This window comes from Sutcliffiella horikoshii (genome assembly GCF_044809035.1).
Classification (GTDB): domain Bacteria; phylum Bacillota; class Bacilli; order Bacillales; family Bacillaceae_I; genus Sutcliffiella_A; species Sutcliffiella_A horikoshii_G.
This window is the reverse complement of sequence record NZ_CP085237.1, coordinates 2,991,488-3,017,589: the sequence shown is the minus strand read 5'-3', so window position 1 is coordinate 3,017,589 and position 26,102 is coordinate 2,991,488. Positions and strand designations below refer to the sequence as shown.

The following is a 26,102-nucleotide window of genomic DNA, read 5'->3' as shown; positions in this document are numbered from 1 at the left end:
AAAATATATCGAGTTGTTTTGAACTGAATTGATTGTAATCTATAAGAGGGTTCCTCCGTTGAGGTGACCTCTATTTTCTTTGTTTTTAGCAAGAATAAAGGAGGCGTCCCACTGTTGGAAGCCAATGAAAATAAAGTAATTACCTATTTGAATATACTCACTCCCCCTAGGAATGAACTTGTCAGCAACATGGAAAAGCTTGCTGAAAAAGAGAATGTCCCGATCATGGACCTGGTGGGAATGGAAACACTTCTTCAACTCTTAAGATTATCTATGCCAAAAAGAATCCTGGAAATCGGCGCCGCTATCGGTTATTCCGCAATAAGGATGGCACAGGCTTTACCTGAAGTGAGCATTGTCACCATAGAGCGTGATGAGCAAAGATACCTGCAAGCAAAAGCTCATATCGGACAAGCCGGGCTTGAAGATAGGATTGAATTGATTTTTGGTGATGCACTGGAAGTGTTGGACCAAGTGGAAAAGGAAGCACCGTTTGATTTCATTTTTGTTGATGCAGCAAAAGGGCAATATGAACGGTTCTTTACGATGTATGAGACTCTGTTGAACCAAGACGGGATCATTATTACAGATAACGTCCTCTTCCGTGGAATGGTAGCTGAAGACCATGAAGCTCTAGAACCGAAGAGAATCAGAAATCTGGTCAAAAAGATTGACCGTTACAATAGATGGTTGATGGAACATCCGGCCTATATCACTACGATCCTACCTGTTGGTGATGGGATAGCAATCAGTAAAAAAAGAGGTGAAGAACGTTGAAAAAACCAGAGCTTTTAGTGACACCACTAGACTTAACCAATATGAAAGACCTAATAGTAGCTGGAGCAGATGCATTCGTAGTCGGAGAAGAGCGATACGGTTTGCGTCTGGCAGGGGAATTCAATAAGGAAGCAGTAAAAGCGGCTATTGCTCTTGCGCATACACACGGGAAAAAGGTTTATGTGGCGATGAACGCACTATTCCATAATGAAAAAGTGGATGAACTGTCCGAATACCTTCAATTTTTGAATGAGGCAGGAGCAGATGCTGTCATCTTCGGAGACCCTGCTGTATTAATGGCGGCCAAAGAAGTTGCTCCAACTATGCCGCTTCACTGGAATACAGAAACAACGGCAACCAACTACTACACCTGTAATTATTGGGGCAGAAAAGGCTCCAAACGTGCTGTGTTAGCTAGGGAACTCAATATGGATGCCATTGTAGAAATCAAGGAAAACGCTGAAGTGGAAATTGAAGTGCAAGTGCATGGCATGACCTGTATGTTCCAATCCAAGCGTTCCTTACTTGGCCATTATTTTGAGTACCAAGGCAAACAAATGGAAGTGGAAAAAGGCAAGGAACGCGCCATGATTCTTCATGACAAGGAACGAAGCAATAAGTATCCTGTTTATGAAGATGAAAATGGCACACATATCATGAGTCCAAACGATATGTGCATCATCGACGAACTAGAAGAAATGATCGATGCAGAAGTGGACAGCTTCAAAATTGACGGTGTCCTCCAAACACCTGAGTATATTGTTGAAGTAACAAAGCGATATAGAAAAGCAATAGACCTCTGTGTAGATGACAGAGATGCCTATGAAGATATCAAAGAAGACCTGTTAAATGAAATGGCAGAACTTCAACAAGGTCACCGACCACTCGACACAGGGTTCTTCTTTAAAGAAACCGTCTATTAAGCAGAAAAGGAGGTAGCCTTTTATGACAACCTATATAAATGATAAGATCTCTAAAGTAGTTGACGGGAAACGAGTTATTGTCAAAAAGCCAGAATTACTAGCACCAGCAGGTAATCTGGAAAAATTAAAGATAGCCGTTCAATACGGAGCAGATGCCGTTTTCATCGGTGGTCAGGAATATGGACTTCGTTCCAATGCTGGAAATTTCACCTTTGAAGAAATGGCAGAAGGTGTTCAATTCGCTGAAAAATTCGGAGCGCGCATCTATGTTACCACCAACATTTTTGCACACAATGAAAACATGGACGGACTAGATGATTACCTTCGCGGCATTGAAGGTGCTGGGGTGCACGGTATTATCGTCGCTGACCCGCTTATCATTGAAACATGCAGAAGCGTGGCGCCAAAGCTTGAAGTTCACTTAAGTACGCAACAATCCCTGTCCAACTGGAAAGCGGTCCAGTTCTGGAAAGAGGAAGGCTTGGAGCGTGTCGTTCTTGCTCGTGAAACAAGCGCAGAAGAGATCCGTGAAATGAAAGAAAAGGTCGACATCGAAATAGAGACCTTCATTCATGGTGCAATGTGTATCGCATATTCCGGACGCTGTACATTAAGTAATCATATGACCGCACGGGACTCTAACCGTGGAGGCTGCTGCCAATCATGCCGTTGGGATTATGACTTGTACGAATTGAATGGTGGCGAAGAAAAGCCGCTATTTGCAGAAGGCGATTCACCATTTGCGATGAGTCCGAAAGATTTGAAGCTTATTGAATCCATTCCTAGAATGATTGAACTGGGAATTGATAGCTTGAAAATTGAAGGCCGCATGAAATCCATTCACTATGTTGCGACAGTTGTAAGTGTATATCGGAAAGTAATTGACGCATACTGTGCAGATCCTGACAACTTCACGATTCAACAAGAATGGCTAGAAGAGCTTGATAAATGTGCAAATCGTGAAACGGCACCTGCTTTCTTTGAAGGGGTACCGGGGTATAAAGAGCAAATGTTTGGCAACCATAGCAAGAAGACAGACTTTGACTTCGTTGGTCTGGTGCTTGATTATGATATGGAAACACAAATGGTAACGTTACAACAAAGAAACTTTTTCAAACCAGGCGATGAAGTAGAATTCTTCGGTCCTGAAATTGAAAACTTCACACAAAAAATAGAGAAGGTTTGGGATGAGAAAGGCAATGAGCTGGATGCTGCCCGCCATCCATTACAAATTGTGAAATTTAAAGTGGAAAAGCCGATTTATCCGAACAACATGATGCGAAAGGGGCAGTAAGACCATGGGGAAAAAACCGATCGTAATCGGTGTAGCCGGAGGATCTGGCTCAGGAAAAACAAGTGTAACGAAAGCTATTTTTGATCATTTTACAGAGAAGTCTATTTTAATGCTAGAACAAGATTACTATTATAAAGACCAGACAGACGTGCCGATGGAGGAAAGGTTGAAAACAAACTATGACCATCCTTTGGCATTTGATAACGACTTATTGATTGAGCATATTCAGCATTTACTGAACTATGATAACGTCAATAAGCCTGTTTATGATTACACCCTTCATACAAGATCAACGCGAGTGATTGAAGTGGAACCGAAAGATGTTGTCATTGTTGAAGGAATTTTGGTATTAGAAGACGAGCGTTTGCGTAACTTAATGGATATAAAGCTTTTTGTGGATACTGATGCGGACTTACGTATCATCCGTCGCATGCTGCGTGACATTAAAGAACGCGGTCGCACGATTGATTCTGTTATCGAACAGTATGTGACAGTTGTCCGTCCAATGCACAATCAGTTCATTGAGCCGACGAAGCGATATGCGGATATCATCATTCCAGAAGGCGGACAAAATCACGTTGCCATCGACCTGATGGTAACAAAAATTCAAACAATTCTTGAACAAAAAGAGATTTTGTAATAACATATGAGAAGCTAGAGAATTTTCCAATTGTGGAAGGAGCGACGATGTATTCCATTTAATGGGTACATCTTTTTCCACATTTACATAGGCTTTGAACTTTATTGCCATAAAGATACAACGTAAATTGGGGAATGCAATTACAGAAGGAGTGAAAAGTCATGGCACAAGAGAAAGTATATCCAATGACACAAGCGGGGAAAGACAAGCTTGTACAAGAATTAGAGAACCTGAAATCTGTACGACGTAAAGAAGTGGTAGAACGTATTAAAATAGCAAGAAGCTTCGGGGACCTTTCCGAGAACTCCGAGTATGATTCTGCAAAAGAAGAGCAGGCATTCGTGGAAGGCCGTATCACGCTTCTTGAGCAAATGGTCCGTAACGCAAAAATCATCCAAGAAGACAAAGAAACTGATGCAGTCGGTCTTGGTAAGACAGTAACGTTCGTTGAACTTCCAGATGGCGAAGAAGAAACTTACACCATCGTAGGTAGTGCAGAAGCTGATCCGTTCGAAGGAAACATCTCCAACGAATCCCCAATGGGAAGCTCCCTAATGGGCAAACGCGTAAACGATGAAGTAACGATTCAAACTCCAGGCGGAGAAATGAACGTGAAGATTGTTTCGGTAAAATAAGCAATTGATTAAAAAGATCGCACCTCGTCAACAATGTTGATGAGGTGTTTTTTTATGCAACGGTTAATCAAAGGGAGAATCAATAAACTCGGAATCTGCGTCGTGCTGCTCTTAAGCCTCCTTGTCGGAAGGCTTGTTCAAGTGCAGCTTATCAGCACAGAATCCTTTACAGACCAACATATTAATTTAATTGAAGCCAGTGTCAAACAGCGAACGCAATCTCTTGTGATTGATGAAGGCCGCGGCAGATTCATCGACCGCAATGGCCTTCCGCTTACTCACGACTATTTTCCAAGTGTCATCTTATTTCCTTTCCTTAATGGACTAGAATGGCCTAAAGATAAGCTTGCGAGCATACTGGAGATGAACTCGTCTGAAATTGACAGACTCCTTGCAGATGCAGAAAAACCAGTTGTCTTATCAGAAAGCCTGACAGATGAGAAAATGGCACAAATAAATGAACTTGATTATCCGGGTATTGTAGCTTTGTATCGACAGTTTGAACTCGAGGAAAAAACGGCAGAACATGTCATTGGGGTGACGAGGGAAAATTCCGATACATTTATGGAACGTTATGCTGAAAAAGTAGAGAAAGAAAACTATTCCCCGCATACGCCTATCGGGGTTTCAGGCTTGGAAGAGGCGTTCGACGAAATCATCCTGCCTGAAGGCTCCACAAAATTGCTCTATCATGTTGATCGCTTTGGCGGCCCGTTATTCGGTATTGACGTCCGGTATATGTCTCCATCGAATCCCTATTACCCGCTTACTGTCAAAACCACCCTTGACAGGAACATTCAGCAGCTCGCGGAAAAAACGCTGAATGATTTTCAAGTCAAAAAGGGTGGGTTGGTCGTGATTGATATTGAGACAAATGAAGTAGTTGCGATGGCATCACATCCATCCTTAGACCCTAACAATCCGACAGAGGGAGCTGGTGCACATAATCTGATGCTAGAACTACATTTTCCAGGCTCTGTTTTTAAAACAGTCGTAACGGCAGCGGCAATCGAGGAGAACATCGTAGACAATGAAATGGTGTTCAACTGTGATCTGGATATTAGAGGGGACATGCAAAAAGAAGAAAAGGATCGAAAAGGCACCCTCAACCTGGAAGCGAGCTTTGCCCAAAGTTGTAACTACACGTTTGGAGAGATTGGTAAGCTTTTGGTGGAAAAAGATAAGGATGCATTGGATAAGTATGCAGCAATATTGGGTTTGACAGAAACCGTAGGATGGAAGGGCGATATGTTCGGCTTTGATAATTTTGTTCAGATTCCTAAAGAAAAAAAGAACATGGTGTGGCGAAACGATGAGGAAAAAGGAGTTCCTCTCGCTGTTGCCCAAACATCGATTGGTCAAAAAGATGTCAAGGTAACGCCGCTTGCAGTAGCGAATATGATGGCTACGATTGCGCGTGGCGGAGAGTCGAAAGAAGTGAAGCTTGTCAGTGACATTCTGTACAAAAACGGGACAACATTGTTTACATTCCCTGAGCATGAAAGAGATGTGGAGAAGCTTTCTTCCTACACGGTCATGCAGCTTCAGCATCTTTTAAGAGAAGTAGTAGAGGGAGATACCGGAACCGGATGGAGGATGAAGGGACTCTCCTATGAAGTGGCAGGAAAAAGCGGTACAGCGCAGACAGGTAAATTTACAGAGGATAACCGAGAATTATATAATAGGTGGTTTGCAGGTTATTTTCCAATCCAAAGTCCTAAATATGCTATGGTTATGGTCGAATTAGATGTGGCCGATGAGAACAATGTCTCATCCGTATATGCCAAAATGGTCCAGGATATTTACAACTTGGAAAACCAAGAAAGATAATGGGAATCCTTTTCACTGTGCTTTTTATAGTATTGATGGTACAATAAGCTATTGTAATTATACTATATATGGCTTTGACTAGGAGGGACTAATGTGTCTTTAAACTTTAACAAAGGTGGCTCACGTTACGGCCGAACAACCAAACGTAAAAAAACTAACATGATCTTGAACATCCTGATTGGTGTTGTATTCATATTTATCGTTGTTCTTGCTTCTTCCCTGTTCTTTGGAAAGAATGACCCAGCTACAGATAGGGAAAACCAGCTGGCTACAGGGGAACAGGAATTAAGTGAAACAGAAGAGAACGAAGCGGAGCAAGAATCCGAAGAAGGAGCTGCTCCTAAGGAAGAGGAAGAAACTGACGCTGATTCTGAAGCAGAAGAATCCGAAGAGAAGGACGCGGATAAGGAAAAAGAGGAAGAATCCAACGAAGCTGACGATTCCGAAACAGAGGTTTCCGAAAACTCCGATGATCCAAACGTCATCAAGACGATGACCAATCCCGGCTGGGGGCCTGTTGGCACTACTCAATCCGAACCGCATACATCGGTTTATGAAGAAGGCCATGTAGACTGGGACGAAAAGTTGAAAGCCGTGGAAGCAGCTACCCGTCTGAACAGCGGAGATTACACATTATACTTCTTAGGTAATGGCGGCAGCGAGCATTCATCTGTAGCGTCTATTAAAAATAAATCCACCGGTGAGAACTTCAAAGTTTATTTGGAGTGGGTGACCAACAAAGGTTGGAAGCCAACAAAGGTGGAGCAGGTTAAGTCATTGTAATTTCATAGTTAGACGGTGCCTGGCCTATCCCTTTGGGGGTGGGTCTTTTTTTGTTGTGGACTAGGGCTCGGTGTTCGGCTTTGGGGAAGGTCAAGGGATTGAAGTGTTGAAGGGCTTTTAGTGGGAGGAGCTGGTTTGCATGAGGTTCTGGGGTGGGGTTTATGGTAATAGGTTACCGAGGGGTTTGGTTTTGGGATGAGGTTACCGGAAATGCATACTTGTGTCGAACCTTTTAGAGATTTGTCGATTGGCATGTATTTGACCTAGTTTGGACAGTATTTTGATAGTCTTGGACAGTATTTTGTGAATTTCCGCTTGTATTTGCCCTGAATCCGACAGTAAATGGGCCTTTTCCGACAGTGTTTTTCAGGAGAGGAGCTCATACATAAAACGTGAAACTAAACTTTTGAAAAAATACCCACTTTTTTGCAGGAAACTACCCTTCACACATAGAAATAACAAGAATCGACAAAAAAGGAGGACTAAAATGATCAAAAAGAAACGAGAAAAGTCTCATAAATTAATGTCACATGAAGCGGGGATGCGAAGAGTTCCTAAAAGTCATCCAAAGTATCCAATTTTAGAGCAAGAGTACGGTAAATTGTCATACGGACATAAGGGGGAAGAGGCGCTAGATTATTTCTTAACCTTTCTGCCAAATGACGACTATTTAATTCTTAATAGTCTCAGGCTAGAAGATCCTAAAGGCAGGTTTTTTCAATTAGACAGTTTATTGCTTGCTCCCACACATTGTACAATCCTTGATTCAAAATATATGTCTGGAAAGTTGGAATTTGATGAAAGTGCTAACCAGCTTTTAAGACACTTGCCAGGTAGCCCAGATATTGAAAAACTAGGAGATCCTATTTCGCAAATTTCCAGGCAACGTCATCAGCTTTCCCTTTGGTTAGAGAAAAATGGTTTTCCCCCTATGCCTATTGCAAGTTTAATAGTACTCACCCACAATAATGCTGCACTCATAAAAACCACTCCGTCCATCATCAGGAAAGTCACCTTCCATACTAATTTGCCAAATCGTCTGAAAGAGATAGATGAAAATATCTCTAAGGGAAATATCCTGCTAAGTAACAAAGACCTCTATAAACTCTCCAGAACACTCATAAAAAAACATACACCTGACAATTTTCAACTCCTCAGCCATTATAATATTGCTGTTAATGATCTGATAACAGGAGTAATTTGTGTAAAGTGTTCTTATGCTCCAATGCTAAGGGGAAGGGGAATTTGGGGGTGTATGAGGTGCAACGCCTATTCTAAGGATGCACACAATGACGCGATTAGAGATTACAAGCTATTGATTGGAGAGACGATCAGCAATAAGGAGCTAAGGAGTTATCTTAATTTACCTTCTGCTTCTGTTACATCTAAGTATTTAGTGTCTCTGGGGTTTAAGTTTGAGGGGAGCTTTAAGAATAGGAGATACTTTCTATGAAACCTTCAAACATATAACGTGTATAACCAAACAAAAAACGCCCCATCCCGAGCGTTTCCATCCCTTCTATTTCCCCTTCAACCGAAAATGCACAACCGCACTATAAAAGCGTCTGCCTTCTTCGTCCACGTGCATCTGATGAGATACGGAGTGGACTCCGAGCATGATAGCGCGGTTATGATCAATCTGTTCATTTATTTTCTTTTCTAACGATTTCAAGTCAAGTGCCTCAAAAAACTCCACTTTATCTTCCAGTAAACTAAATTCAAAGTTCCTCATTAATAATTCCAAGTCCTTTCGTCGGGTATATTCTACAGAAAAAACAGAACATTCGCAACCGCTCTCATCCTTCTGTTATAAGGTTCCCATGTACATCCTACCAAACATTTTCATTGAAGAAAATAGAAAGATGTGATAGATTGAGAACAGTTATTTTTTTAAAACATACTATACTGATAGGAATTATATAAATTATTCGTGGAGTGATCATCTATGGGACGTGAATTCGTCGAACTGTTTAATGACTGGGCAAATTATTATGATGTGACAGTAAGTGGGAAGGATCAAGAGTATGCGGAAGTTTTCCGCGGATACGAAGACATTTTGAAGGATGTGGCCTCCAAGGCATTAAGTCCTGTCGTAGAATTTGGAGTGGGGACAGGGAATCTTACAGCCGAGCTTCTGAAAAAAGGCAATAAAGTGTATGCAATTGAGCCTTCTAAAACGATGAGGGAGAAGGCGGCAGAAAAGCTTCCACAGACGGTAAGCCTTGAGGATGGTGATTTTTTGAGCTTCCCTGTGCCAACCGAATCCATCCAATCCATCGTAAGTACTTATGCGTTTCACCATCTGACAGATGCAGAAAAGGAAGATGCGGTGGCGCACTATGGAAAGTTACTTGATAAAGGTGGTAAAATAGTATTTGCTGATACGGTCTTTGAAAATGAGGATGCGTACAGAGCGACAATTGAACAGGCAGAAAAGCATACGTTCTTAAATTTAGCTAACGATTTAAAGACTGAATACTATACAACACTGGATGTCCTGACTGCAATTTTTGAAAAACATGGATTTAAAGTGGAGTACCAGCGTTTTAATCATTTTGTCTGGGTAATGGAAGCGACAAAACAGTAGCAGGCGGGCATTCACACTCTCTCTTTTCGAAAAAGTGAGTAAGTCCGTTCGCTAATTCTACGAAAAGAGGGATACTCATAATGAAAGTAGCAATTATCGGAGCAATGGAAGAAGAAGTGACCATCATGCGTGAAAAGATTCAAGGTATGGAAACAACAACTGTAGCAGGTTGTGAATATTATACAGGAACGTTGAATGGCGTAGATGTAATTTTATCTAAATCAGGGATCGGCAAAGTGAATGCGGCACTCAGCACGTCTTTACTTTTAGAGCGTTTCAAGCCGGAAGTGGTTATTAATACTGGATCTGCCGGTGGGTTCTCGCCGTCCTTAAATGTTGGAGATGTGGTGATTTCTTCGGAAGTCCGTCATCATGATGTGGATGTGACGGCTTTTGGATATGAATACGGACAAGTACCGGGATTGCCTGCAGCATTTGAAGCAGATGCAAAGCTTATGGCTGTAGCGAAAAAAGCTGCTGAAAACGTAAGCGGCATGCAGGTAGTGGAAGGCTTGATTGCGACAGGGGATTCTTTTATGAACGATCCGGTACGCGTGGAAGAGGTTCGTGAAAAAATGCCAGAATTGCAGGCAGCGGAAATGGAAGCTGCGGCAATTGCTCAAGTCTGCCATGCATTTGAAGTGCCGTTTGTGGTAATTCGTGCTCTATCTGATATTGCTGGAAAAGAGTCTAATATCAGCTTTGATCAATTCTTAAGCAAAGCAGCATTGCATTCTTCCATGTTGATTGAAAATATGCTGAGTGAGCTGAAAAACGCTTAACATACGGAAGTAATGTCTGCGGGGGGATAAAGGATGAATGTTTTTAAAAACGTCCACGGCTTGATAGGCAATACACCTGTCGTGGAGTTGACTAATTTTGAAGTTCCGCAAGGGGTGCGCCTCTTTGCAAAACTTGAATTTTACAACCCAGGCGGAAGTATTAAAGATCGGTTGGGGAAAGAGCTATTAGAAGATGCGGTTCGTTCTGGGAAGCTGAAAGAAGGCGGCACCATCATAGAGCCGACAGCCGGAAATACGGGTATTGGCCTTGCGCTGGCTGCAGTCGGAACAAGCTACAAGGTGATGGTATGCATGCCGGAGAAGTTCAGTGTGGAAAAGCAGGAACTGATGAAAGCGCTCGGTGCAACGATTGTCCATACACCAACACCACTTGGGATGAAGGGTGCGATTGAAAAAGCCAAAGAGCTTAACAAGGAGATCCCAAATTCCTACTGCCCTCAGCAGTTTGGCAACCCTGCCAATCCAGAAACCTATTACAAGACATTAGGTCCCGAGCTTTGGGAACAGTTGGACGGGAATGTGGATGTGTTTGTGGCGGGAGCTGGGACTGGTGGAACCTTTATGGGAACGGCAAAGTTTTTAAAAGAAAAGAATCCTGAAGTGAAAACGGTCATCGTCGAACCAGAGGGGTCCATCCTGAACGGCGGCGAATCTGGCCCGCATAAAACGGAAGGCATCGGAATGGAATTTTTACCGGGCTATATGGATGAAACATATTTCAATGCCATCCACACGGTTTATGATGTGGATGCATTCGACCGCGTCAAGGAATTGGCGCAAAACGAAGGCTTGTTGGTCGGTAGCTCTTCAGGTGCAGCGTTGCATGCTGCCTTGGAAGAAGCAAAACTTGCAAAACCGGGTACTAATATTGTGATGATTTTTGCCGATAGCAGCGAACGCTATTTAAGCAAAAAGATTTATGAAGGAGGCATTTAATATGCATAAGAAAACAAAATTGATACATGGTGGAATTTTTGGAGATCCTCATACTGGTGCGGTTTCCACGCCGATCTATCAAGTTAGTACGTATAAACAAGAAAGTGTAGGGAATTTCAAGGGGTATGAGTACTCCAGAACAGGAAACCCGACACGTCATGCGCTAGAAGAATTAATCAAGGATTTAGAAAATGGAAAAGCGGGCTTTGCTTTCGGTTCTGGTATGGCGGCTATCACGGCTGTCATGATGTTGTTTGACAGCGGGGATCACGTTGTCCTGACTGATGATGTATACGGCGGAACATACCGTGTCATGACAAAGGTGTTAAACAGAATGGGCATCAGCTCTACTTTCGTAGACACAAGCAAGGTGGAAAATATTGAGGCTGCCATTCAAGAAAATACGAAGGCGCTTTTCATTGAAACACCGACGAACCCATTGTTAAAAGTGACAGATATTCAAAAAGCGAGCTTAGTTGCGAAAAAGCATAATCTCTTAACTATCGTTGATAACACATTCAGCACACCATATTGGCAGACTCCAATCAACCTTGGAGCAGACATTGTCCTTCACAGTGCAACCAAATATATTGGAGGTCACAGTGACGTGGTGGCAGGTCTTGTTGTTGTTAATTCAGAGAAATTGGCTGAAGAGCTGCATTTTGTTCAAAACTCTACAGGCGGCATCTTAGGCCCGCAAGATTCTTGGCTGTTAATGCGCGGGATTAAGACCCTTGGACTTCGTATGGAGGCGACCGAAAAGAACACTCGCCGTATAGTTGAGTTCCTAGAAAGCCATCCATTTGTAGGAAAAGTTTACTATCCTGGTTTAGAAGACCACCCGAACCACGATGTTGCGAAACAGCAGGCAGGAGGCTTTGGCGGGATGGTATCTTTTGATATCGGTAGTGCAGAAAAAGCCGATCAGCTGTTAGCGAGAATTAAGTACTTCACCTTGGCGGAAAGTCTAGGAGCGGTAGAAAGTTTAATATCTGTTCCAGCACGTATGACACATGCATCTATTCCGGCCGAGCGTCGCGCAGAGCTTGGGATTGTTGACGGGTTAGTGCGTATCTCCGTTGGTATTGAAGATGTAGAAGATCTTATTGCAGATCTGAAGCAGGCTATTGAAGGTTAAGGTAGGAATAATAGAAGACCCTATGAGAGTAAAGTTCTCATAGGGCTTTTTTAGTACAATTGATTAGTGTTCTAGTGAAAATCTGATATAATAAAAAAATAATACATAATTTTCATACTATTTTTACTAGGAGGGTTTCAATGTCTACAGTACCTGTATTAGAAAAGAATGTTCAAGAAAAAGTGGATGCTTTCAATAAGCTGGATGAGAAGCTTTGTCATTATAATGATGTGTTGGGGCTTCTTAGTTGGGATTCTAAAACGAAAGCACCTAAAAAAGGACGTTCCTTGTTTGGCAAAGCGAGAGGAACTTTGTCAACAGAAGCTTTCAAGCTATCTATCTCAGAAGAAATGGGCGAATTGCTGACTTTCTTAACAGAAGAGAAGGTATGGGAGCAGTTGGATGAAGAGACAAAAGCCTGTATAGAGGAACGTAAAAAGAATTACGACAAATCAATAAAAATCCCTGCAGATGAGTATCAAGAATATGTCATTCTTGTTAATGATGCAAATGAGGCATGGGAAGAAGCGCGTGAGAAGAATGATTTTGCTTCCTACGCCCCCGTCCTAGAAAAAGTGTTGACATTCAAAAAGAAGTTTGGAGAATATTATGGGTATGAAGGGCATCCATACAATGCGATGCTGAACGAATTTGAACCTGGATTGACGGTTGAAAAACTAGATCCATTATTTAAAGAGCTTCGAGAAAAAAGTGTAGAACTTTTGAATAAAATCAAAGCTTCACAGTCCCAACCACGTGAAGATATTTTCGCACAGGAATATGATGTAGAGGCTCAAAAGAAGTTTAATCAATACATCTTGCCATTAATTGGTTTTGATATGGAAGGCGGCCGTCTGGATGAAACGGTGCACCCTTTTGCTTCTTCTGTCAATACAGGTGATGTTCGACTCACTACCCGTTACTTAAAAGACAATGTCCGTTCGGCAATTTTTGGAACAATCCATGAGGCAGGACACGGAATGTATGAGCAGGGAGTCAATCCTGCATTTGAGGGTAGAGTGATCAGACGCGGAACATCATTTGGTATCCACGAATCACAATCTCGCTTCTTGGAAAACATGGTTGGACGCAGCAAGGAATTTTGGACGTACTTTTATAAAGACTTACAAGAACATTTTCCGACACAATTGCAAAATGTCTCATTGGAAGATTTTTATGCTGCTACAAACAAAGTAGATCCATCCTACATCCGAGTGGAAGCGGATGAGCTGACATACAATCTTCACATTATGATCCGCTATGAAGTTGAAAAAGGTTTATTTGCCGGGGAATATGAAGTGAAAGATCTTCCAAAGGTCTGGAATGAAAAGATGGAGGAATACTTAGGAATAACGCCACCATCAGATACGCTGGGTGTTCTTCAGGATGTTCACTGGTCCTTTGGCGGGTTTGGTTATTTCCCTTCTTATTCACTAGGAAACCTTTATGCCGCACAAATTCTCTATACGTTTATCAAAGAAATGCCTGATTTCTATGACAAAATTGAACAAGGCAATTTCATGGCAATTCGCGGGTGGTTAAGAGAGAATATCCATCAATATGGAAAGCTATATTCGCCAAACGAATTAATTGTGAAGGTGACAGGGGAAGAACTGGATGCAAAATATTTGGTGAGATATTTAGAAGAAAAGTATTCTGCTATTTATCAATTTTAATTGAAACGAAATGCCTTCTGTATAGCTGCAGAAGGCTTTTTTACACAACCTCCTTACAGTCACGTTATCCTATGTTTAAGGAAGAAATTACATACCGGACAACCTATCAAACTATGTTAAAGTGAATAGTAGATGGGGGGAATCTAGATGAATGCGAAAGTTTTGCAAGCAAAGATTCAAGACTATACTAGATATGCCATTATATTAACGACCGTCAGTGTATTTTTATATATAGGAGTAGCTTTCCAGCATGCAGGGAAAGAAGCTGCACAGATCTTTACGATGATGGGTGCCACTGTGATTTTACTTGGTGGGGCTGTGTTTTTTGTATTTAGAGCAAGAAAGTTGAAAAAGTTGTTGCAAGAGCAGGATGAACAATAAGAAGAGGAGCCCACAATGGAGGCTCCTTTTCGTTTGAACTGTTGATTTCCGTTCCAGGCGCTTCGTGAGCCTCCTCACTACGTTGCGGGGTCTCACCTGTCCCTTCCTCCCGCGGGCGTCTGCGCGCCTTCCACTCCAATCAACTAGGGCCTCCATTCACCAAGAGTATAAAGCATCTTATCTCTTTGACTTACGGAATCCTGCCAATTCTGCTTCCTCTTCTGTGTTAAAGCACTCTTCGGGAATGGTTCGGTCAAAGTAGGCTCCTGTTTCCACGTGATAGATTTTTTCTCCGCTTGAGCTGATATTCCCTTTTACCATGCAGTTTTCCGTCACTATATTTTCCTCAGATGGAGATTTTAGGTTCGGCTCCTCTACGTATTCAGGGTAAAAACCATCTTCCTGTGCATAGTTCTCAACACTCCAAATCCCGACCCCATCTGCTTGGGCCTTTTCTTGGATAGCTTGATAAGAATCCACATATCGAGTATTAGGCGGGAATATATATGCCACGCGAGCTAATCCTCGCTTAAGAAGCTCTTCTTGAGCAGACACGCCGTTTACATAAACATAGGCTAAAATTCGTCCATAATGATCCCGCTCGCCAACATCAAACTCTAACTCTACTTTTCCTCCGGTCATAAAGTCTTCCATGAACTTCTTCGCGTCATGTCCAAACGGTTGTGGTCCGTCCATTCTGGGATGATTGGTTTCTGGAGTATCGATAAGCAAGAATCGGACATTCTCTTCTTTGTTATGGATCATTACCTTAATTGTATCGCCGTCTATAACCCGAACGAGCGGAACCTCTATTTTGTCGTATTCAGGTTTGGTATCACCAGTGCTTGCTGTTTTCGTTTCATCTGAATTCTCATCTTGTGGATCAACCTGTTCTTGGACTGCCTCAGATGTGGCATTCTCCACTAGAGGGGTAGAACTCTCTTCCAAAGAACAGCCTGCCAAAACAAGAACAACAAATAAACACCACGTATATAATTTCATTCTCATAGGTGTCTCCTTTCTGCGCAAAAGTATTACTCATTATATCATGCCAAAGACAATGTATTACGGACTTTTTATCACTAAGTTTAACGCGGATAAATCTAGGGTATTTATAGTTTGTGCTTTTAGGAAATACTTAGAGAAATAATAATTGTATGGGGAGTGAGAAGGTTTTGATAACCTTTCAAGATGTAACAAAAACGTATGAAGACGGAACCACCGCCGTTCAATCCTTTAGTTTGGAGATAGAAGAAGGAGAATTTTTCGTCCTAATAGGACCGAGTGGATGCGGAAAGACAACCACATTAAAAATGATTAACCGATTACATAATGTAACAAATGGGGATATCCTCATTGATGGGAAGAGTATCTCCGACCATAATATTCATGAGCTTCGTTGGAATATTGGCTATGTTCTTCAACAAATTGCGCTTTTTCCACACATGACAATCGAGGAGAACATATCCATCGTTCCAGAGCTGAAATCTTGGAAAAAAGGAGATATCTCCAAAAGGGTAGATGAGCTGCTGGAGCTTGTCGGTTTGGAACCGGCTACGTATAAAAAACGAAAACCCTCAGAGCTATCAGGAGGTCAACAACAACGGGTAGGGGTAGCAAGAGCCTTGGCTGCCAATCCGCCAATCATCTTAATGGATGAGCCGTTTAGTGCCCTGGATCCGCTCAGCAGAGAACAACTGCAGCAAGATTTCCTGAGCTTAAAAAAGAAAATCCAAAAAACCATCGTGTTTGTCACTCATGATATGAACGAGGCGCTGACACTTGGTGACCGGATTTGCCTTATGAAAGATGGAGAGGCAGTTCAAGTAGGGACTCCGCAAGAATTTGTGAATAACCCCAAAAATGAATTTGTAAAATCTTTTATAGGAAATAGACGCAGCATACTTCAGAAGACCCTTGAAGAATTAACAGAGGATTTTAGAATGGAGCCTCCTGTAACGCCAATCAAAGAAGTGGATAGTACAGTAACGCTTGGACAACTCCTTGCAATTTTCGCAGAAGAAGAGGCCGTTACAATCATGAGAGCAAATGAACCAATTGGTGTGCTGTCTCGAAAAAATGCACTTCAATTCCTTCATGCCCATAGCGAAGAAGGGGGGCTTGTATAATGACTTTCCTTCAAGAACTATATGCAGCTCGTGGAGACCAACTTTGGACAGCGCTTTTAGAACATATTCAAATATCAGTCATTGCCTTGGCGATAGCAGTATTCATCGCCGTTCCATTGGGTGTGTTATTAACGAGAAAAGAACGAATTGCAGAGCCGATTATTGGTGTAACAGCAGTCATGCAGACCATTCCTTCCCTCGCGTTACTGGGTCTCTTGATTCCCTTGGTGGGTATAGGGTTTGTGCCCGCAGTTATTGCATTATTCCTTTATGCATTGCTCCCCATTTTAAGAAATACCTATACAGGTATCAAAGAAGTGGATTCTTCCTTGCGTGAAGCGGCAAAAGCAATGGGGATGACGTCCATGAAGCGATTATTCCGTGTGGAGCTGCCCCTTGCATTACCTGTTATCATGGCAGGAATTCGTACTGCAATGGTTTTAATTATCGGTACTGCAACGATCGTGGCATTAATCGGAGCAGGAGGGCTGGGGAGTCTTATCCTCCTAGGGATTGACCGAAACGACAATGCTCTAATATTGTTGGGTGCTATCCCTGCCGCCTTGCTTGCCATTTTGTTTGATATCATTTTGAGGATGATTGAAACTGCCGCAAGAAAAGGATCGGGAAAGAAAGCACTCATCATAGGGATGGTTGTGGTCCTGCTTTTCCTATCTCCTTTTGCTGTTATGAAAGCGACAGAGCCGGACCTTGTTATCAGTGGGAAAATTGGAGCAGAACCTGATATCATCATCAATATGTACAAACTTTTAATCGAAGAAGAGACAGATCTCCGTGTCGAATTGCGCCCGTCACTTGGAAACACAAGCTTTGTTTACCGAGCCCTGAAAAATAAAGACATTGACATCTATCCGGAGTATTCAGGTACGGCGATTGTCACCTTATTAAAACAAGAACCGGTCAGCATCGATGACAAGGAAGTGTTTGAACAGGCAAAAAAAGGCTTGATGGAACAGGATGAGCTGGTGTACCTGCCACCAATGGGCTTTAACAACACATATGCTCTAGCTATCCCGGAGGAATTTGCTGAACAAAACGACATTAACACCATATCTGACCTTAACGGTGCAAAAAACGAAATTAAAGCTGGGTTCACCCTAGAGTTCTCTGACCGTCAAGACGGGTACGTCGGTATACAAGATGTTTACGGAATCACATTCCCTAAACTGACAACCATGCAAGCAAAACTAAGATATCAGGCAGTAGAAAGTGGCGATGTGAATTTAGTAGACGCGTACTCTACAGATGCAGAAATCAAACAATTTAATTTAAGAGTGCTAGAAGACGATAAAAATCTCTTCCCTCCATATCAAGGAGCCGCATTGCTCAGAAAAGACACCCTTGATGAGCATCCGGAACTTGAAGACATCCTGAACCAATTGGAAAACCAAATAAATGATGACGAAATGCGTGACATGAATTACCAAGTAAGTGTGGAAGGCAAGACCACTTATGAAGTGGCAAAGGAGTTCTTGGAGAAGAAACGGTTGCTGGGGGAAAAGTAAAATGAAAAAACTAGGCTGAGATGCCTAGTTTTTTTAGTCTATTAAGACGGACAGTTCATCAATTTTTTCTTTAATATGTTTGACGAAAACTTTGTTCTCTTGAATCATGAAAATCTGAATGGATTTGTTGTAGTATTCTATGGCGATGTCATTATTAAGTAAAAGGCTGAAATTGTAGCCTATATGGTAGTAAAGGTTTCCTAAACCATACATACTATTTTGTTTCACGCACCATTTTACTGCTAGCTTACATGTATCATTAGATTCTTCTAATTTATTCATTCTTGTTAGTGTTTTTGCTTTATTGTACAAAATCTTTGTTTTTATTGTAGGGTCATGGTGATAAGGTATTTTCATGTAACAATTGATAGCGTGATTAAATATTCTCAATGCCTCTTCAAAATTTTTGGTTTCAAAATGAACAATAGCCATGCTATTAAGAATTTCAATTTCTCTCTCGCCTAGAAGTTTTGAGGTCATTTTGGTTAAGTCCAATGCACTTTGTAATAACCTTAAAGCCTCGCGTTTGTTCTTTTTTAGGTGATATACACATACTCCTTCGGTAGATAGTAAGAATTGCTTATTTTTTCTATTGTTAACAAATAGCGGGTTTTTTCTTTCACTTTCAACTATAGCGTACACTTCTTCGAATTCACTTCGGTTTAAAAGTTCTTTTACTTGTGAAAAGACTTCTTGTACATAGGATAGTTGAGGGTTAGTTGCTAAATCGTAAAAATAATTTATATCCACTCCAAGTCTTTCTGCTATATAATATAAAGTGTTAGCAAGAGGATACACTTCCCCCTTCTCAATTTTACTGATTTGTGATTGTGTACAGATCCCTTCACTTAACTCAGCTTGTGATAAGTTAAGAGCAGACCGCAGGATTTTTATCTCTTTCCCGATTAATGAAAAATCCACTAAATATCACATCCTAACTAATAAAATATTCCTAGAGTTATAATTTAAAACGAAAATCGTAGGAAACTGAAGAAAACCATAGATTATTTGGACGTAACATTGAATATCGAGGAAAATATGATTTTTTAATATAGTGTAAAATACTTATTAAAGATAGCTCAATAGTAATCCAAATAAAAAGTAGAAAGAGGTAATGATAATGAAGAAGTTTATCTTAACAGTTCTAGTAGTTTCCTTGACTTTGTTTGGTGCAAATGCAGTTACTTCCCATGCTGGTCCTTCTGAAGATTATAAGACGAATGAGTTACCACCTTTATATTAATAAATAATTTTACAAAGGAAGGTTGATACCATGTCAGCGACTAGTACAAACACTTTTGAGCTTACATGCTTTTGGTTTATCGTTGTGGATCGTGAGCAAAAGGCGCGTAGGCGTTACCGGGTTGCCCAGCTTGTGGATTACAAAAATAAAACATATGCAGAAGTTTCTAAGTGGTTTGAAGCATTGTTTCAAGAGTACAGTGTGGTGAAAGTCGGCAAAGGTACCATTCCTTCCAAGTTGAAAAAATATCCTTATATTAAGTATTAAGATCTTCCTAGTTACTAGGGAGGTCTTTTTTCTATTTATTGAACATTTGTTCTTCTAATTGAAATTGTACCATTAATCGTCAGAATTGTAACATAAATATAACACTTCAATTACATGTTGATATACCATTTTTATTTGGATTAATTTTGCAGTGTACTTGCACATGAATGCCTTTTCCTACATAAGAATTATTACTGGGCTCTTGCCTAAGCATTTCTTATGGAGGTGAAAGTGTGTCAAGTATATTAGCATCGGTAGGATACTTAATCAAAGAACTTGTTTTTCTAGTTTCTTACGTCAAGAACAATGCATTTCCACAACCATTGTCATCCGGGGATGAGGCGAAGTACCTGAAATTGATGGCAGAAGGAAATGAAGAGGCAAGGAATCTACTTATTGAGCATAATCTGAGGCTTGTGGCACATATCGTGAAAAAGTTCGAAAATACCGGAGAAGATTCAGAGGATCTAATTTCAATAGGAACTATTGGGTTGATCAAAGCCATTGAGAGTTTCCATTCTGGAAAGGGGACGAAGCTAGCAACCTATGCAGCTCGTTGTATTGAAAATGAAATATTGATGCATTTAAGGGCGTTAAAGAAAACCAAGAAGGATGTTTCATTACATGATCCAATTGGTCAAGATAAGGAAGGGAACGAAATCAGTTTAATAGATGTATTGAAATCAGAATCTGAAGATGTGATTGATACCATACAGCTTAATATGGAACTGGAAAAGATAAAAGTTTATATTGATGTGCTCGATGAAAGGGAACGTGAGGTTATTGTCGGCCGCTTTGGCCTTGATTTAAAGGATGAAAAAACGCAGCGGGAAATTGCGAAAGAACTAGGTATTTCCAGAAGCTATGTATCCCGGATCGAAAAGCGCGCCCTCATGAAAATGTTCCACGAATTCTACCGTGCCGAAAAAGAAAAGAAAAAACACTAACTTAATCACAACCAACCCCTTGGCAAAAAACGTGCCAAGGGGTTTCGACGTGAAGGGGGAAAATCCTGTGGGGGTCTGACCCCCACACAGGAATTTAATCTCCCTGTAACACAATTATCATGAACTTTCCCGAAATTTATTGGGGTTTTCTCCGCGTTTGCCCTGTCTCTTTTGTGGGATGTGCATAAGGTAGTAGTGTAGATACCTAGTTGGAGAAAGGGGTTGTTGGTATGTACGGGTACCCTTACGGAGGTTTCGGTTGTTGTCCTCCTCCATATCCTGGACCATGCGGACCTGGATATTATGGTGGATGGTTGTATGGACTTCTAGTAATTCTGTTTATCTTGTTGCTTATTGGCGGCGCATATTATTGCAAAAATCACTTATACAGATAAGCTTATGCTTTTTGCATAGGCTTTTTTCCAATTGTAGGTTTGGCTAAGTCTGTGGAAAAACTTCGTATAACGAAATTTACGACAATCAAATAGTTTGGAATTGTAGAAATATTTACACTCTTCCTTTATAATGGTCTTATAAAGTTAAAAGGGGGAAATTGCAACGTGACAACGAAAACATACAGCGAAACTTGGGACTTGGATGTGTTTTTCCAAGGAGGAAGCAATTCCAATGAATTTCATACATATTTAACGGAAATACAATCAGAGCTTGGGGATTTTGAAAATCAAATAGAAGGATTCTCCACAGAGAACTTACAGGCGATCTTGGTTTCCTATGAGAATGTCGTTAAAAAAGTGGTACAGGCTTCCGCTTTCATCAGCTGTCTGCTTGCACAGGATGTTAAGGATAAGGCTGCCTCACAGCTACAAGGTAAAGTAGCTCAATTGCATGCAAAATTACAGGTCCAGTTAGGCGCATTAGATGAAAAACTAGTAGATATTGATGAAGCGGCATGGGCAACTCTTATTCAACGAGATGTTTTTCAGCCACTTGAGTATGTATTAAATGAAAGAAGACGTAGAGCTGGAGACAAATTACCGGCTGCACAGGAAAAACTGGTTACCTCCCTAGCGGTTGATGGTTATCATGCTTGGGGGAAACTATATAACTCTATCGTGGGCACTATTAAGATTCCAGTAGAAGAAAACGGTGAGGTGAAACAACTATCCGTTGGGCAAGCCCATAATCGTTTTTCAAATGGAGACCGCAGTGTCCGTAAGAAGGTTTCTGATGCTTGGAAAAAAGCATGGGAAGGTCAAGCAGATACAATTGCTGCCGCTTTAAACCATCTTGCTGGGTTCCGTCTTCAAGTATATGAGCAAAGAGGTTGGGACTCTGTACTTAATGAACCGCTTGAGAACAACCGAATGAAGCAAGAAACATTGGATATGATGTGGCAGGTAATCACAGACCATAAAGGCACATTGAAAAAGTATCTTGAACGTAAGGCGGAGCTTTTAGGACTTGAGAAATTGAACATGTATGATGTGTCTGCTCCATTATCATCAGAAGAGACGATTCTTTCTTATCAAGAGGGTGCGGAATTCATTATCGAACAGTTCTCCAAGTTTGGCCCTGAGCTTACAGAGTTTACCAAAAAATCATTTGAAGACCGATGGATTGAAGCCGAAGATCGAGCAGGAAAGAGACCTGGTGGTTTCTGTACCAGTTTCCCAGTATCCGGTCAGTCCAGAATTTTCATGACTTATTCGGGAACGCTTTCTAATGTATCCACATTGGCTCATGAATTGGGACATGCTTTCCACCAGCATGCCATGCACGGAGTTCCAACTTTGAACCGCTTTTACGCAAGTAATGTTGCAGAAACCGCTTCTACTTTTGCTGAAATGATAGTCGCGGATGCGGCAGTAAAATATGCGAAGGATGAGCAAGAGAAAATTTCTCTTTTAGAAGATAAGATTCAGCGCAGCGTTGCATTTTATATGAATATCCATGCTCGTTTCTTATTTGAAACAAGATTCTATGAAGAACGCAAAAACGGATTGGTAAGTGTGGAAAAGTTAAACGAACTAATGGTAGAAGCACAAAAAGAAGCATATTGCGACTCTCTAGGGGAGTACGATCCAACGTTCTGGGCTTCTAAAATGCACTTCTTTATCACACAGGTTCCTTTCTATAACTTCCCATATACCTTTGGATACTTGTTCTCATTGGGCATCTATTCTCAAGCGCTTGAAGAAGGAACAAACTATGAGGAAAAGTATATTGCCTTATTAAAAGATACAGCGTCCATGACAGTTGAGGATCTGGCGATGAAGCATTTGGGTGTAGATTTGACACAACGCGATTTCTGGGAAAAGGCAGTCAAAAAATCGCTTGAAGATGTGGAAGAGTTTTTACAACTTACAAGCAAATAAATAGACAAAAAAGGCATTCCTGAATATGGGGATGCCTTTTCTTATGTTCAAATGTTATAATATCACTCATGGAGTTTAAGTAGACCATCTTACACAACAGATTATTTCATTATATATAGAGGAAATATAAGCTTGGAGGAATGCAATTTGTTAAAAAGTATCTATAGGATAGCAATTGAATTGACAAATCATAAGCTATCTTCAATGGCTGTCAAACAATTTGCCAGTTCAAAACTTAGCAAGCGGTTTATCCCATCGTTTGCGAAGGTATACAATATTAATACGGAAGAAATGCAGGAAAAAATCGATACGTTCCCTACCTTGCAACAATTCTTCATTAGAAATTTAAAGCCTAACGTAAGGCCAATAGACTCAGGCAAGAACTCTGTAGTAAGTCCGGTTGATGCGGTCGTGGAGAAGAAGGGGTTAATTACTGATTCTCTTTCACTAACGGCGAAAGGGATTGATTACTCTGTCGGGGAAATGCTATCAGATCCCGAGTTAGCCAAGAAATATATGGGCGGCTCTTATATGGTCCTTTACTTAAGTCCGAGCCACTATCATAAAATTCATACTCCTATAACAGGAAACGTTACGAAACAATGGACATTAGGCGGTAAATCTTATCCAGTTAATCAGATGGGATTAAAGTATGGGAAAGAACCACTTGCGAAGAACTATCGCAGGTTGACAGAAATAGAGCACAATGGCAAGCACGTTGTGGTGATAAAAGTTGGCGCCATGTTTGTTAACAGCATCGAATTGACGCACGAAAGCGAGCAACTTGTAAAAGGAGAAGAAATGGCATACTTCTCATTTGGCTCCACAGTTATATTGTTGTTTGAGAAAGATGGTTTCATGATGGAGAATACATTGAAAGAGAAGGAAGAGGTAAAGGTCGGTCAAAAAATCGGTACTTGGCTAAGCTAGTGAGCGCACTAGCTTTCTTTCTTTTTTAGGAGGTCAGGAGGCAAAAAACAAAAAGAGCCAGTAGACCGGCTCTTTTAGGAAGTTGCTTTAATTTTGTAGTTTAGGGAACGGCGTTTAATCTCTAACTCGATCAGTAGAATGAAGTCCGTGCTTAATTTCAATTCGGTCGCTTTGTGATAGGATTCTAGTAAAAGTTCATCGGAAAGTTTTCTCATCAGATTGGCCTCTGCCCTACACCTCCTATTATTACGTCACTATGTATGGTTGAATGAATTATGTTTTAAGTTACGTTCTATTCGTTATTTGTTGCGCATATAATTGTATGTTTTGTTAGGTTGTACGATAACTCTACCACGTATTAATTTTTAGAACAACCGTTCTGTTATCCACAGTTAACAGTGGATAACATGTGGGTATATTGTTTATAATTACCAGTAAACGTTATAGGGCACACTGTATAATGTAGATAAGTTTATCCACAGGTGTTGAAACCGACAGGAATTTGTCGAAAACTTTTTATTTTGATTATTTTTAATTTGAAATTAGAAGCATGCTAACACTAGAAATATCAATAATATGCTTAACACAGAGAAGGAATTTAGGTAAGATGGTAAAGTGTTTATATTGAACGTGAATCGTCCATTTAAATAACTTATGAGAACAACTATCTAAACCAATTGAGGGTGATAAAATGATTAAGTATTTTCTGCCTGCACAACACGTAAAAAGCGTGTTTGAAATAAAGCCAATGGAATTAAAGGAAAAGGGCATTAAAGGAATTATTACAGATTTGGACAATACGCTTGTGGAATGGGATCGCCCAGAAGCGACACCTGCGCTTATTGAATGGTTTAAGGAAATGCAAAAGGTTGGCATCTTAGTAACGATTGTTTCCAATAATAAGTTGAAAAGAGTGAAGATGTTTTCTGATCCACTTGGAATAAACTATATATATGGAGCAAGAAAGCCGATGCGTCGGGCATTTCGAAGAGCGCTGAGAGATATGAAACTTCCAAAAGAAGAAGTGGTAGTAATCGGGGATCAGCTTCTAACGGACGTACTTGGAGGTAACCGTCTAGGATTACATACTATCCTTGTGGTGCCGGTTGCTCAAACGGACGGCTTTATAACGAAATTCAACCGCCGTGTAGAAAGAAGAATCCTTTCGTGGATGAAACGAAAAGGCATGATTAATTGGGAGGACTAACATTTATGGAAGAACAAATAGTATGTATCGGGTGTGGAGTGGCCATACAGACAGAAAACCCGGATGGATTGGGGTATGCGCCTCCTTCTTCATTAAATAAGGAAGCGGTTATCTGTAAAAGGTGCTTTCGCCTGAAACATTACAATGAAATACAAGATGTTTCCCTGACAGATGACGATTTTATTCGAATATTGAATTCCATTGGCCACACACAAGGCTTAGTGGTGAAAATTGTAGACATATTCGATTTTGACGGAAGTTGGTTGCCGGGCTTACACCGATTTGTAGGGAATAATAAGGTATTATTAGTTGGAAACAAAGTGGACTTGCTGCCAAAGTCAGTTAAGCCCAATAAGGTGATCAATTGGATGAAGCAAGCAGCAAAAGAGCTTGGCATGAAACCAGAAGATGTTTTCTTGATCAGTGCGGATAAAGGAACTGGCGTCAAAGAATTGGCTCAGGCCATTGAAGACTACAGGGACGGGAAAGATGTGTATGTGGTTGGTTGTACGAACGTCGGAAAGTCTACCTTCATCAACCGCATCATCCGTGAATTCTCAGGAGAAGAAAATGTCATCACGACATCTCAATTCCCTGGTACGACACTTGATATGATTGACATTCCATTGGATAACGGCGCATCCTTGTTTGATACACCCGGTATTATCAATCGCCATCAAATGGCGCATTTTATAGACAAAACGGAATTGAAAGTTATTTCGCCTAAAAAGGAAATCAAACCGAAGATTTTTCAATTAAATGAAGCTCAAACGCTTTTCTTTGGAGGTTTGGCACGATTTGATTATGTAAAAGGCGGCCGTAACTCTTTTACTTGCTACGTATCTAATGACCTTTATATCCATCGTACTAAGCTCGAGAATGCAGATCATGTCTATAAAGAGCATTTAGGAGATTTGTTGCAGCCACCTGGAAAAGACTATGTAGAATCGTTTCCTGAACTTGTCGCACATGAGTTTACGATTAAAGAAGAGAAAACGGATATTGTATTTTCAGGCCTTGGCTGGGTTACGATTAATGAGCCGGGAATTAAAGTGGTGGCTCATGTACCAAAAGGTGTCGGAGTGATGGTAAGAAAATCGTTGATCTAAAGGGA

The 26,102-nt window shown here is 41.0% G+C and carries 27 protein-coding genes; 23 read left to right on the top strand and 4 right to left on the bottom strand.

Annotated elements, in window-relative coordinates; genetic code table 11:
- Positions 1–114: 114 nt before the first annotated feature.
- From LG307_RS15835 to LG307_RS15800, 8 genes are all read left to right on the top strand, one after another.
- Positions 115–777: an O-methyltransferase gene (locus tag LG307_RS15835; RefSeq protein WP_404443922.1), complete on the top strand. Its 663-nt coding sequence runs from the start codon at positions 115–117 to the stop codon at positions 775–777.
- Positions 774–1,700, top strand: a complete 927-nt coding sequence (locus tag LG307_RS15830) for a peptidase U32 family protein (protein WP_404443919.1) — start codon at positions 774–776, stop codon at positions 1,698–1,700. Before LG307_RS15835 ends, LG307_RS15830 begins: the two co-directional genes overlap by 4 nt.
- A gap of 22 nt (positions 1,701–1,722) precedes the next feature.
- On the top strand, positions 1,723–2,994 hold the full coding sequence (locus LG307_RS15825; RefSeq protein ID WP_404443918.1) for a U32 family peptidase: 1,272 nt from the start codon (positions 1,723–1,725) through the stop codon (positions 2,992–2,994).
- Between the two features lie 4 nt (positions 2,995–2,998).
- On the top strand, positions 2,999–3,634 hold the full coding sequence (gene udk, locus LG307_RS15820; RefSeq protein ID WP_404443915.1) for a uridine kinase: 636 nt from the start codon (positions 2,999–3,001) through the stop codon (positions 3,632–3,634).
- Between the two features lie 161 nt (positions 3,635–3,795).
- A complete protein-coding gene (gene greA, locus LG307_RS15815; protein ID WP_237663715.1) occupies positions 3,796–4,269 on the top strand; it encodes a transcription elongation factor GreA in 474 nt (157 codons plus the stop codon).
- A 54-nt stretch (positions 4,270–4,323) separates the two neighbouring features.
- Positions 4,324–6,099: a peptidoglycan D,D-transpeptidase FtsI family protein gene (locus LG307_RS15810; RefSeq protein ID WP_404443912.1), complete on the top strand. Its 1,776-nt coding sequence runs from the start codon at positions 4,324–4,326 to the stop codon at positions 6,097–6,099.
- 93 nt (positions 6,100–6,192) lie between these two features.
- Complete coding sequence (locus LG307_RS15805; protein WP_404443910.1) at positions 6,193–6,882, top strand: YrrS family protein; 690 nt, start codon at positions 6,193–6,195, stop codon at positions 6,880–6,882.
- 487 nt (positions 6,883–7,369) lie between these two features.
- The gene (locus tag LG307_RS15800) at positions 7,370–8,335 is read left to right on the top strand and encodes a nuclease-related domain-containing protein (protein WP_404443908.1); all 966 of its coding nucleotides are present in this window, start codon (positions 7,370–7,372) and stop codon (positions 8,333–8,335) included.
- A 66-nt stretch (positions 8,336–8,401) separates the two neighbouring features.
- Here the strand turns inward: LG307_RS15800 and LG307_RS15795 are convergent, their stop codons facing one another.
- Positions 8,402–8,614: a YrzA family protein gene (locus tag LG307_RS15795; protein WP_404443905.1), complete on the bottom strand. Its 213-nt coding sequence runs from the start codon at positions 8,612–8,614 to the stop codon at positions 8,402–8,404.
- Positions 8,615–8,827: 213 nt separating this feature from the next.
- On the opposite strand from LG307_RS15795, the gene LG307_RS15790 reads away from it, so the two are divergent.
- From LG307_RS15790 to LG307_RS15765, 6 genes are all read left to right on the top strand, one after another.
- Positions 8,828–9,469, top strand: a complete 642-nt coding sequence (locus tag LG307_RS15790; RefSeq protein WP_404443903.1) for a class I SAM-dependent methyltransferase — start codon at positions 8,828–8,830, stop codon at positions 9,467–9,469.
- A gap of 80 nt (positions 9,470–9,549) precedes the next feature.
- A complete protein-coding gene (gene mtnN, locus LG307_RS15785) occupies positions 9,550–10,251 on the top strand; it encodes a 5'-methylthioadenosine/S-adenosylhomocysteine nucleosidase (RefSeq protein WP_404443901.1) in 702 nt (233 codons plus the stop codon).
- Between the two features lie 33 nt (positions 10,252–10,284).
- The gene (locus LG307_RS15780) at positions 10,285–11,208 is read left to right on the top strand and encodes a PLP-dependent cysteine synthase family protein (RefSeq protein WP_404443898.1); all 924 of its coding nucleotides are present in this window, start codon (positions 10,285–10,287) and stop codon (positions 11,206–11,208) included.
- Position 11,209: 1 nt separating this feature from the next.
- Positions 11,210–12,346 (top strand): bifunctional cystathionine gamma-lyase/homocysteine desulfhydrase, encoded by a 1,137-nt coding sequence (locus LG307_RS15775; protein ID WP_404443895.1) that lies wholly within the window; start codon positions 11,210–11,212, stop codon positions 12,344–12,346.
- Positions 12,347–12,486: 140 nt separating this feature from the next.
- On the top strand, positions 12,487–14,022 hold the full coding sequence (locus LG307_RS15770; protein ID WP_404443893.1) for a carboxypeptidase M32: 1,536 nt from the start codon (positions 12,487–12,489) through the stop codon (positions 14,020–14,022).
- A gap of 147 nt (positions 14,023–14,169) precedes the next feature.
- On the top strand, positions 14,170–14,403 hold the full coding sequence (locus LG307_RS15765; RefSeq protein ID WP_404443890.1) for a YrhC family protein: 234 nt from the start codon (positions 14,170–14,172) through the stop codon (positions 14,401–14,403).
- A 177-nt stretch (positions 14,404–14,580) separates the two neighbouring features.
- Here LG307_RS15765 and LG307_RS15760 read toward each other — a convergent pair whose 3' ends face one another.
- Positions 14,581–15,405, bottom strand: coding sequence for a thermonuclease family protein (locus LG307_RS15760; protein WP_404443887.1), 825 nt, complete (start codon positions 15,403–15,405; stop codon positions 14,581–14,583).
- Between the two features lie 173 nt (positions 15,406–15,578).
- On the opposite strand from LG307_RS15760, the gene LG307_RS15755 reads away from it, so the two are divergent.
- Positions 15,579–16,532 (top strand): ABC transporter ATP-binding protein, encoded by a 954-nt coding sequence (locus tag LG307_RS15755; RefSeq protein WP_404443884.1) that lies wholly within the window; start codon positions 15,579–15,581, stop codon positions 16,530–16,532.
- Positions 16,532–18,058, top strand: a complete 1,527-nt coding sequence (locus tag LG307_RS15750; protein WP_404443881.1) for an ABC transporter permease/substrate-binding protein — start codon at positions 16,532–16,534, stop codon at positions 18,056–18,058. The genes LG307_RS15755 and LG307_RS15750 overlap by 1 nt, the downstream gene beginning before the upstream one ends.
- Before the next feature lie 33 nt (positions 18,059–18,091).
- On the opposite strand, the gene LG307_RS15745 is transcribed toward LG307_RS15750, so the two are convergent.
- Complete coding sequence (locus tag LG307_RS15745) at positions 18,092–18,979, bottom strand: helix-turn-helix domain-containing protein (protein ID WP_404443878.1); 888 nt, start codon at positions 18,977–18,979, stop codon at positions 18,092–18,094.
- Between the two features lie 199 nt (positions 18,980–19,178).
- Between LG307_RS15745 and LG307_RS15740 the strand changes: the two genes are divergently transcribed.
- The 5 genes from LG307_RS15740 to LG307_RS15720 all read left to right on the top strand — a co-directional run bounded on the left by LG307_RS15740 (position 19,179) and on the right by LG307_RS15720 (position 23,781).
- Positions 19,179–19,301 carry a hypothetical protein gene (locus tag LG307_RS15740; protein WP_404443875.1) on the top strand — a complete coding sequence of 41 codons (123 nt, stop codon included), beginning with the start codon at positions 19,179–19,181 and terminating at the stop codon, positions 19,299–19,301.
- A 30-nt stretch (positions 19,302–19,331) separates the two neighbouring features.
- Positions 19,332–19,568, top strand: coding sequence for a hypothetical protein (locus LG307_RS15735; RefSeq protein ID WP_404443873.1), 237 nt, complete (start codon positions 19,332–19,334; stop codon positions 19,566–19,568).
- Positions 19,569–19,801: 233 nt separating this feature from the next.
- On the top strand, positions 19,802–20,515 hold the full coding sequence (sigK, locus tag LG307_RS15730; RefSeq protein ID WP_404443870.1) for an RNA polymerase sporulation sigma factor SigK: 714 nt from the start codon (positions 19,802–19,804) through the stop codon (positions 20,513–20,515).
- 560 nt (positions 20,516–21,075) lie between these two features.
- Complete coding sequence (locus tag LG307_RS15725; protein WP_404443867.1) at positions 21,076–22,851, top strand: M3 family oligoendopeptidase; 1,776 nt, start codon at positions 21,076–21,078, stop codon at positions 22,849–22,851.
- A gap of 147 nt (positions 22,852–22,998) precedes the next feature.
- Positions 22,999–23,781 (top strand): phosphatidylserine decarboxylase, encoded by a 783-nt coding sequence (locus LG307_RS15720; protein WP_404443864.1) that lies wholly within the window; start codon positions 22,999–23,001, stop codon positions 23,779–23,781.
- Between the two features lie 74 nt (positions 23,782–23,855).
- On the opposite strand, the gene LG307_RS15715 is transcribed toward LG307_RS15720, so the two are convergent.
- The gene (locus LG307_RS15715) at positions 23,856–23,996 is read right to left on the bottom strand and encodes a sporulation histidine kinase inhibitor Sda (protein WP_404443861.1); all 141 of its coding nucleotides are present in this window, start codon (positions 23,994–23,996) and stop codon (positions 23,856–23,858) included.
- Positions 23,997–24,472: 476 nt separating this feature from the next.
- On the opposite strand from LG307_RS15715, the gene LG307_RS15710 reads away from it, so the two are divergent.
- A complete protein-coding gene (locus LG307_RS15710) occupies positions 24,473–24,988 on the top strand; it encodes a YqeG family HAD IIIA-type phosphatase (RefSeq protein WP_404443858.1) in 516 nt (171 codons plus the stop codon).
- 5 nt (positions 24,989–24,993) lie between these two features.
- Complete coding sequence (gene yqeH, locus LG307_RS15705; protein ID WP_404443855.1) at positions 24,994–26,097, top strand: ribosome biogenesis GTPase YqeH; 1,104 nt, start codon at positions 24,994–24,996, stop codon at positions 26,095–26,097.
- The last annotated feature ends 5 nt before the right edge of the window (positions 26,098–26,102 follow it).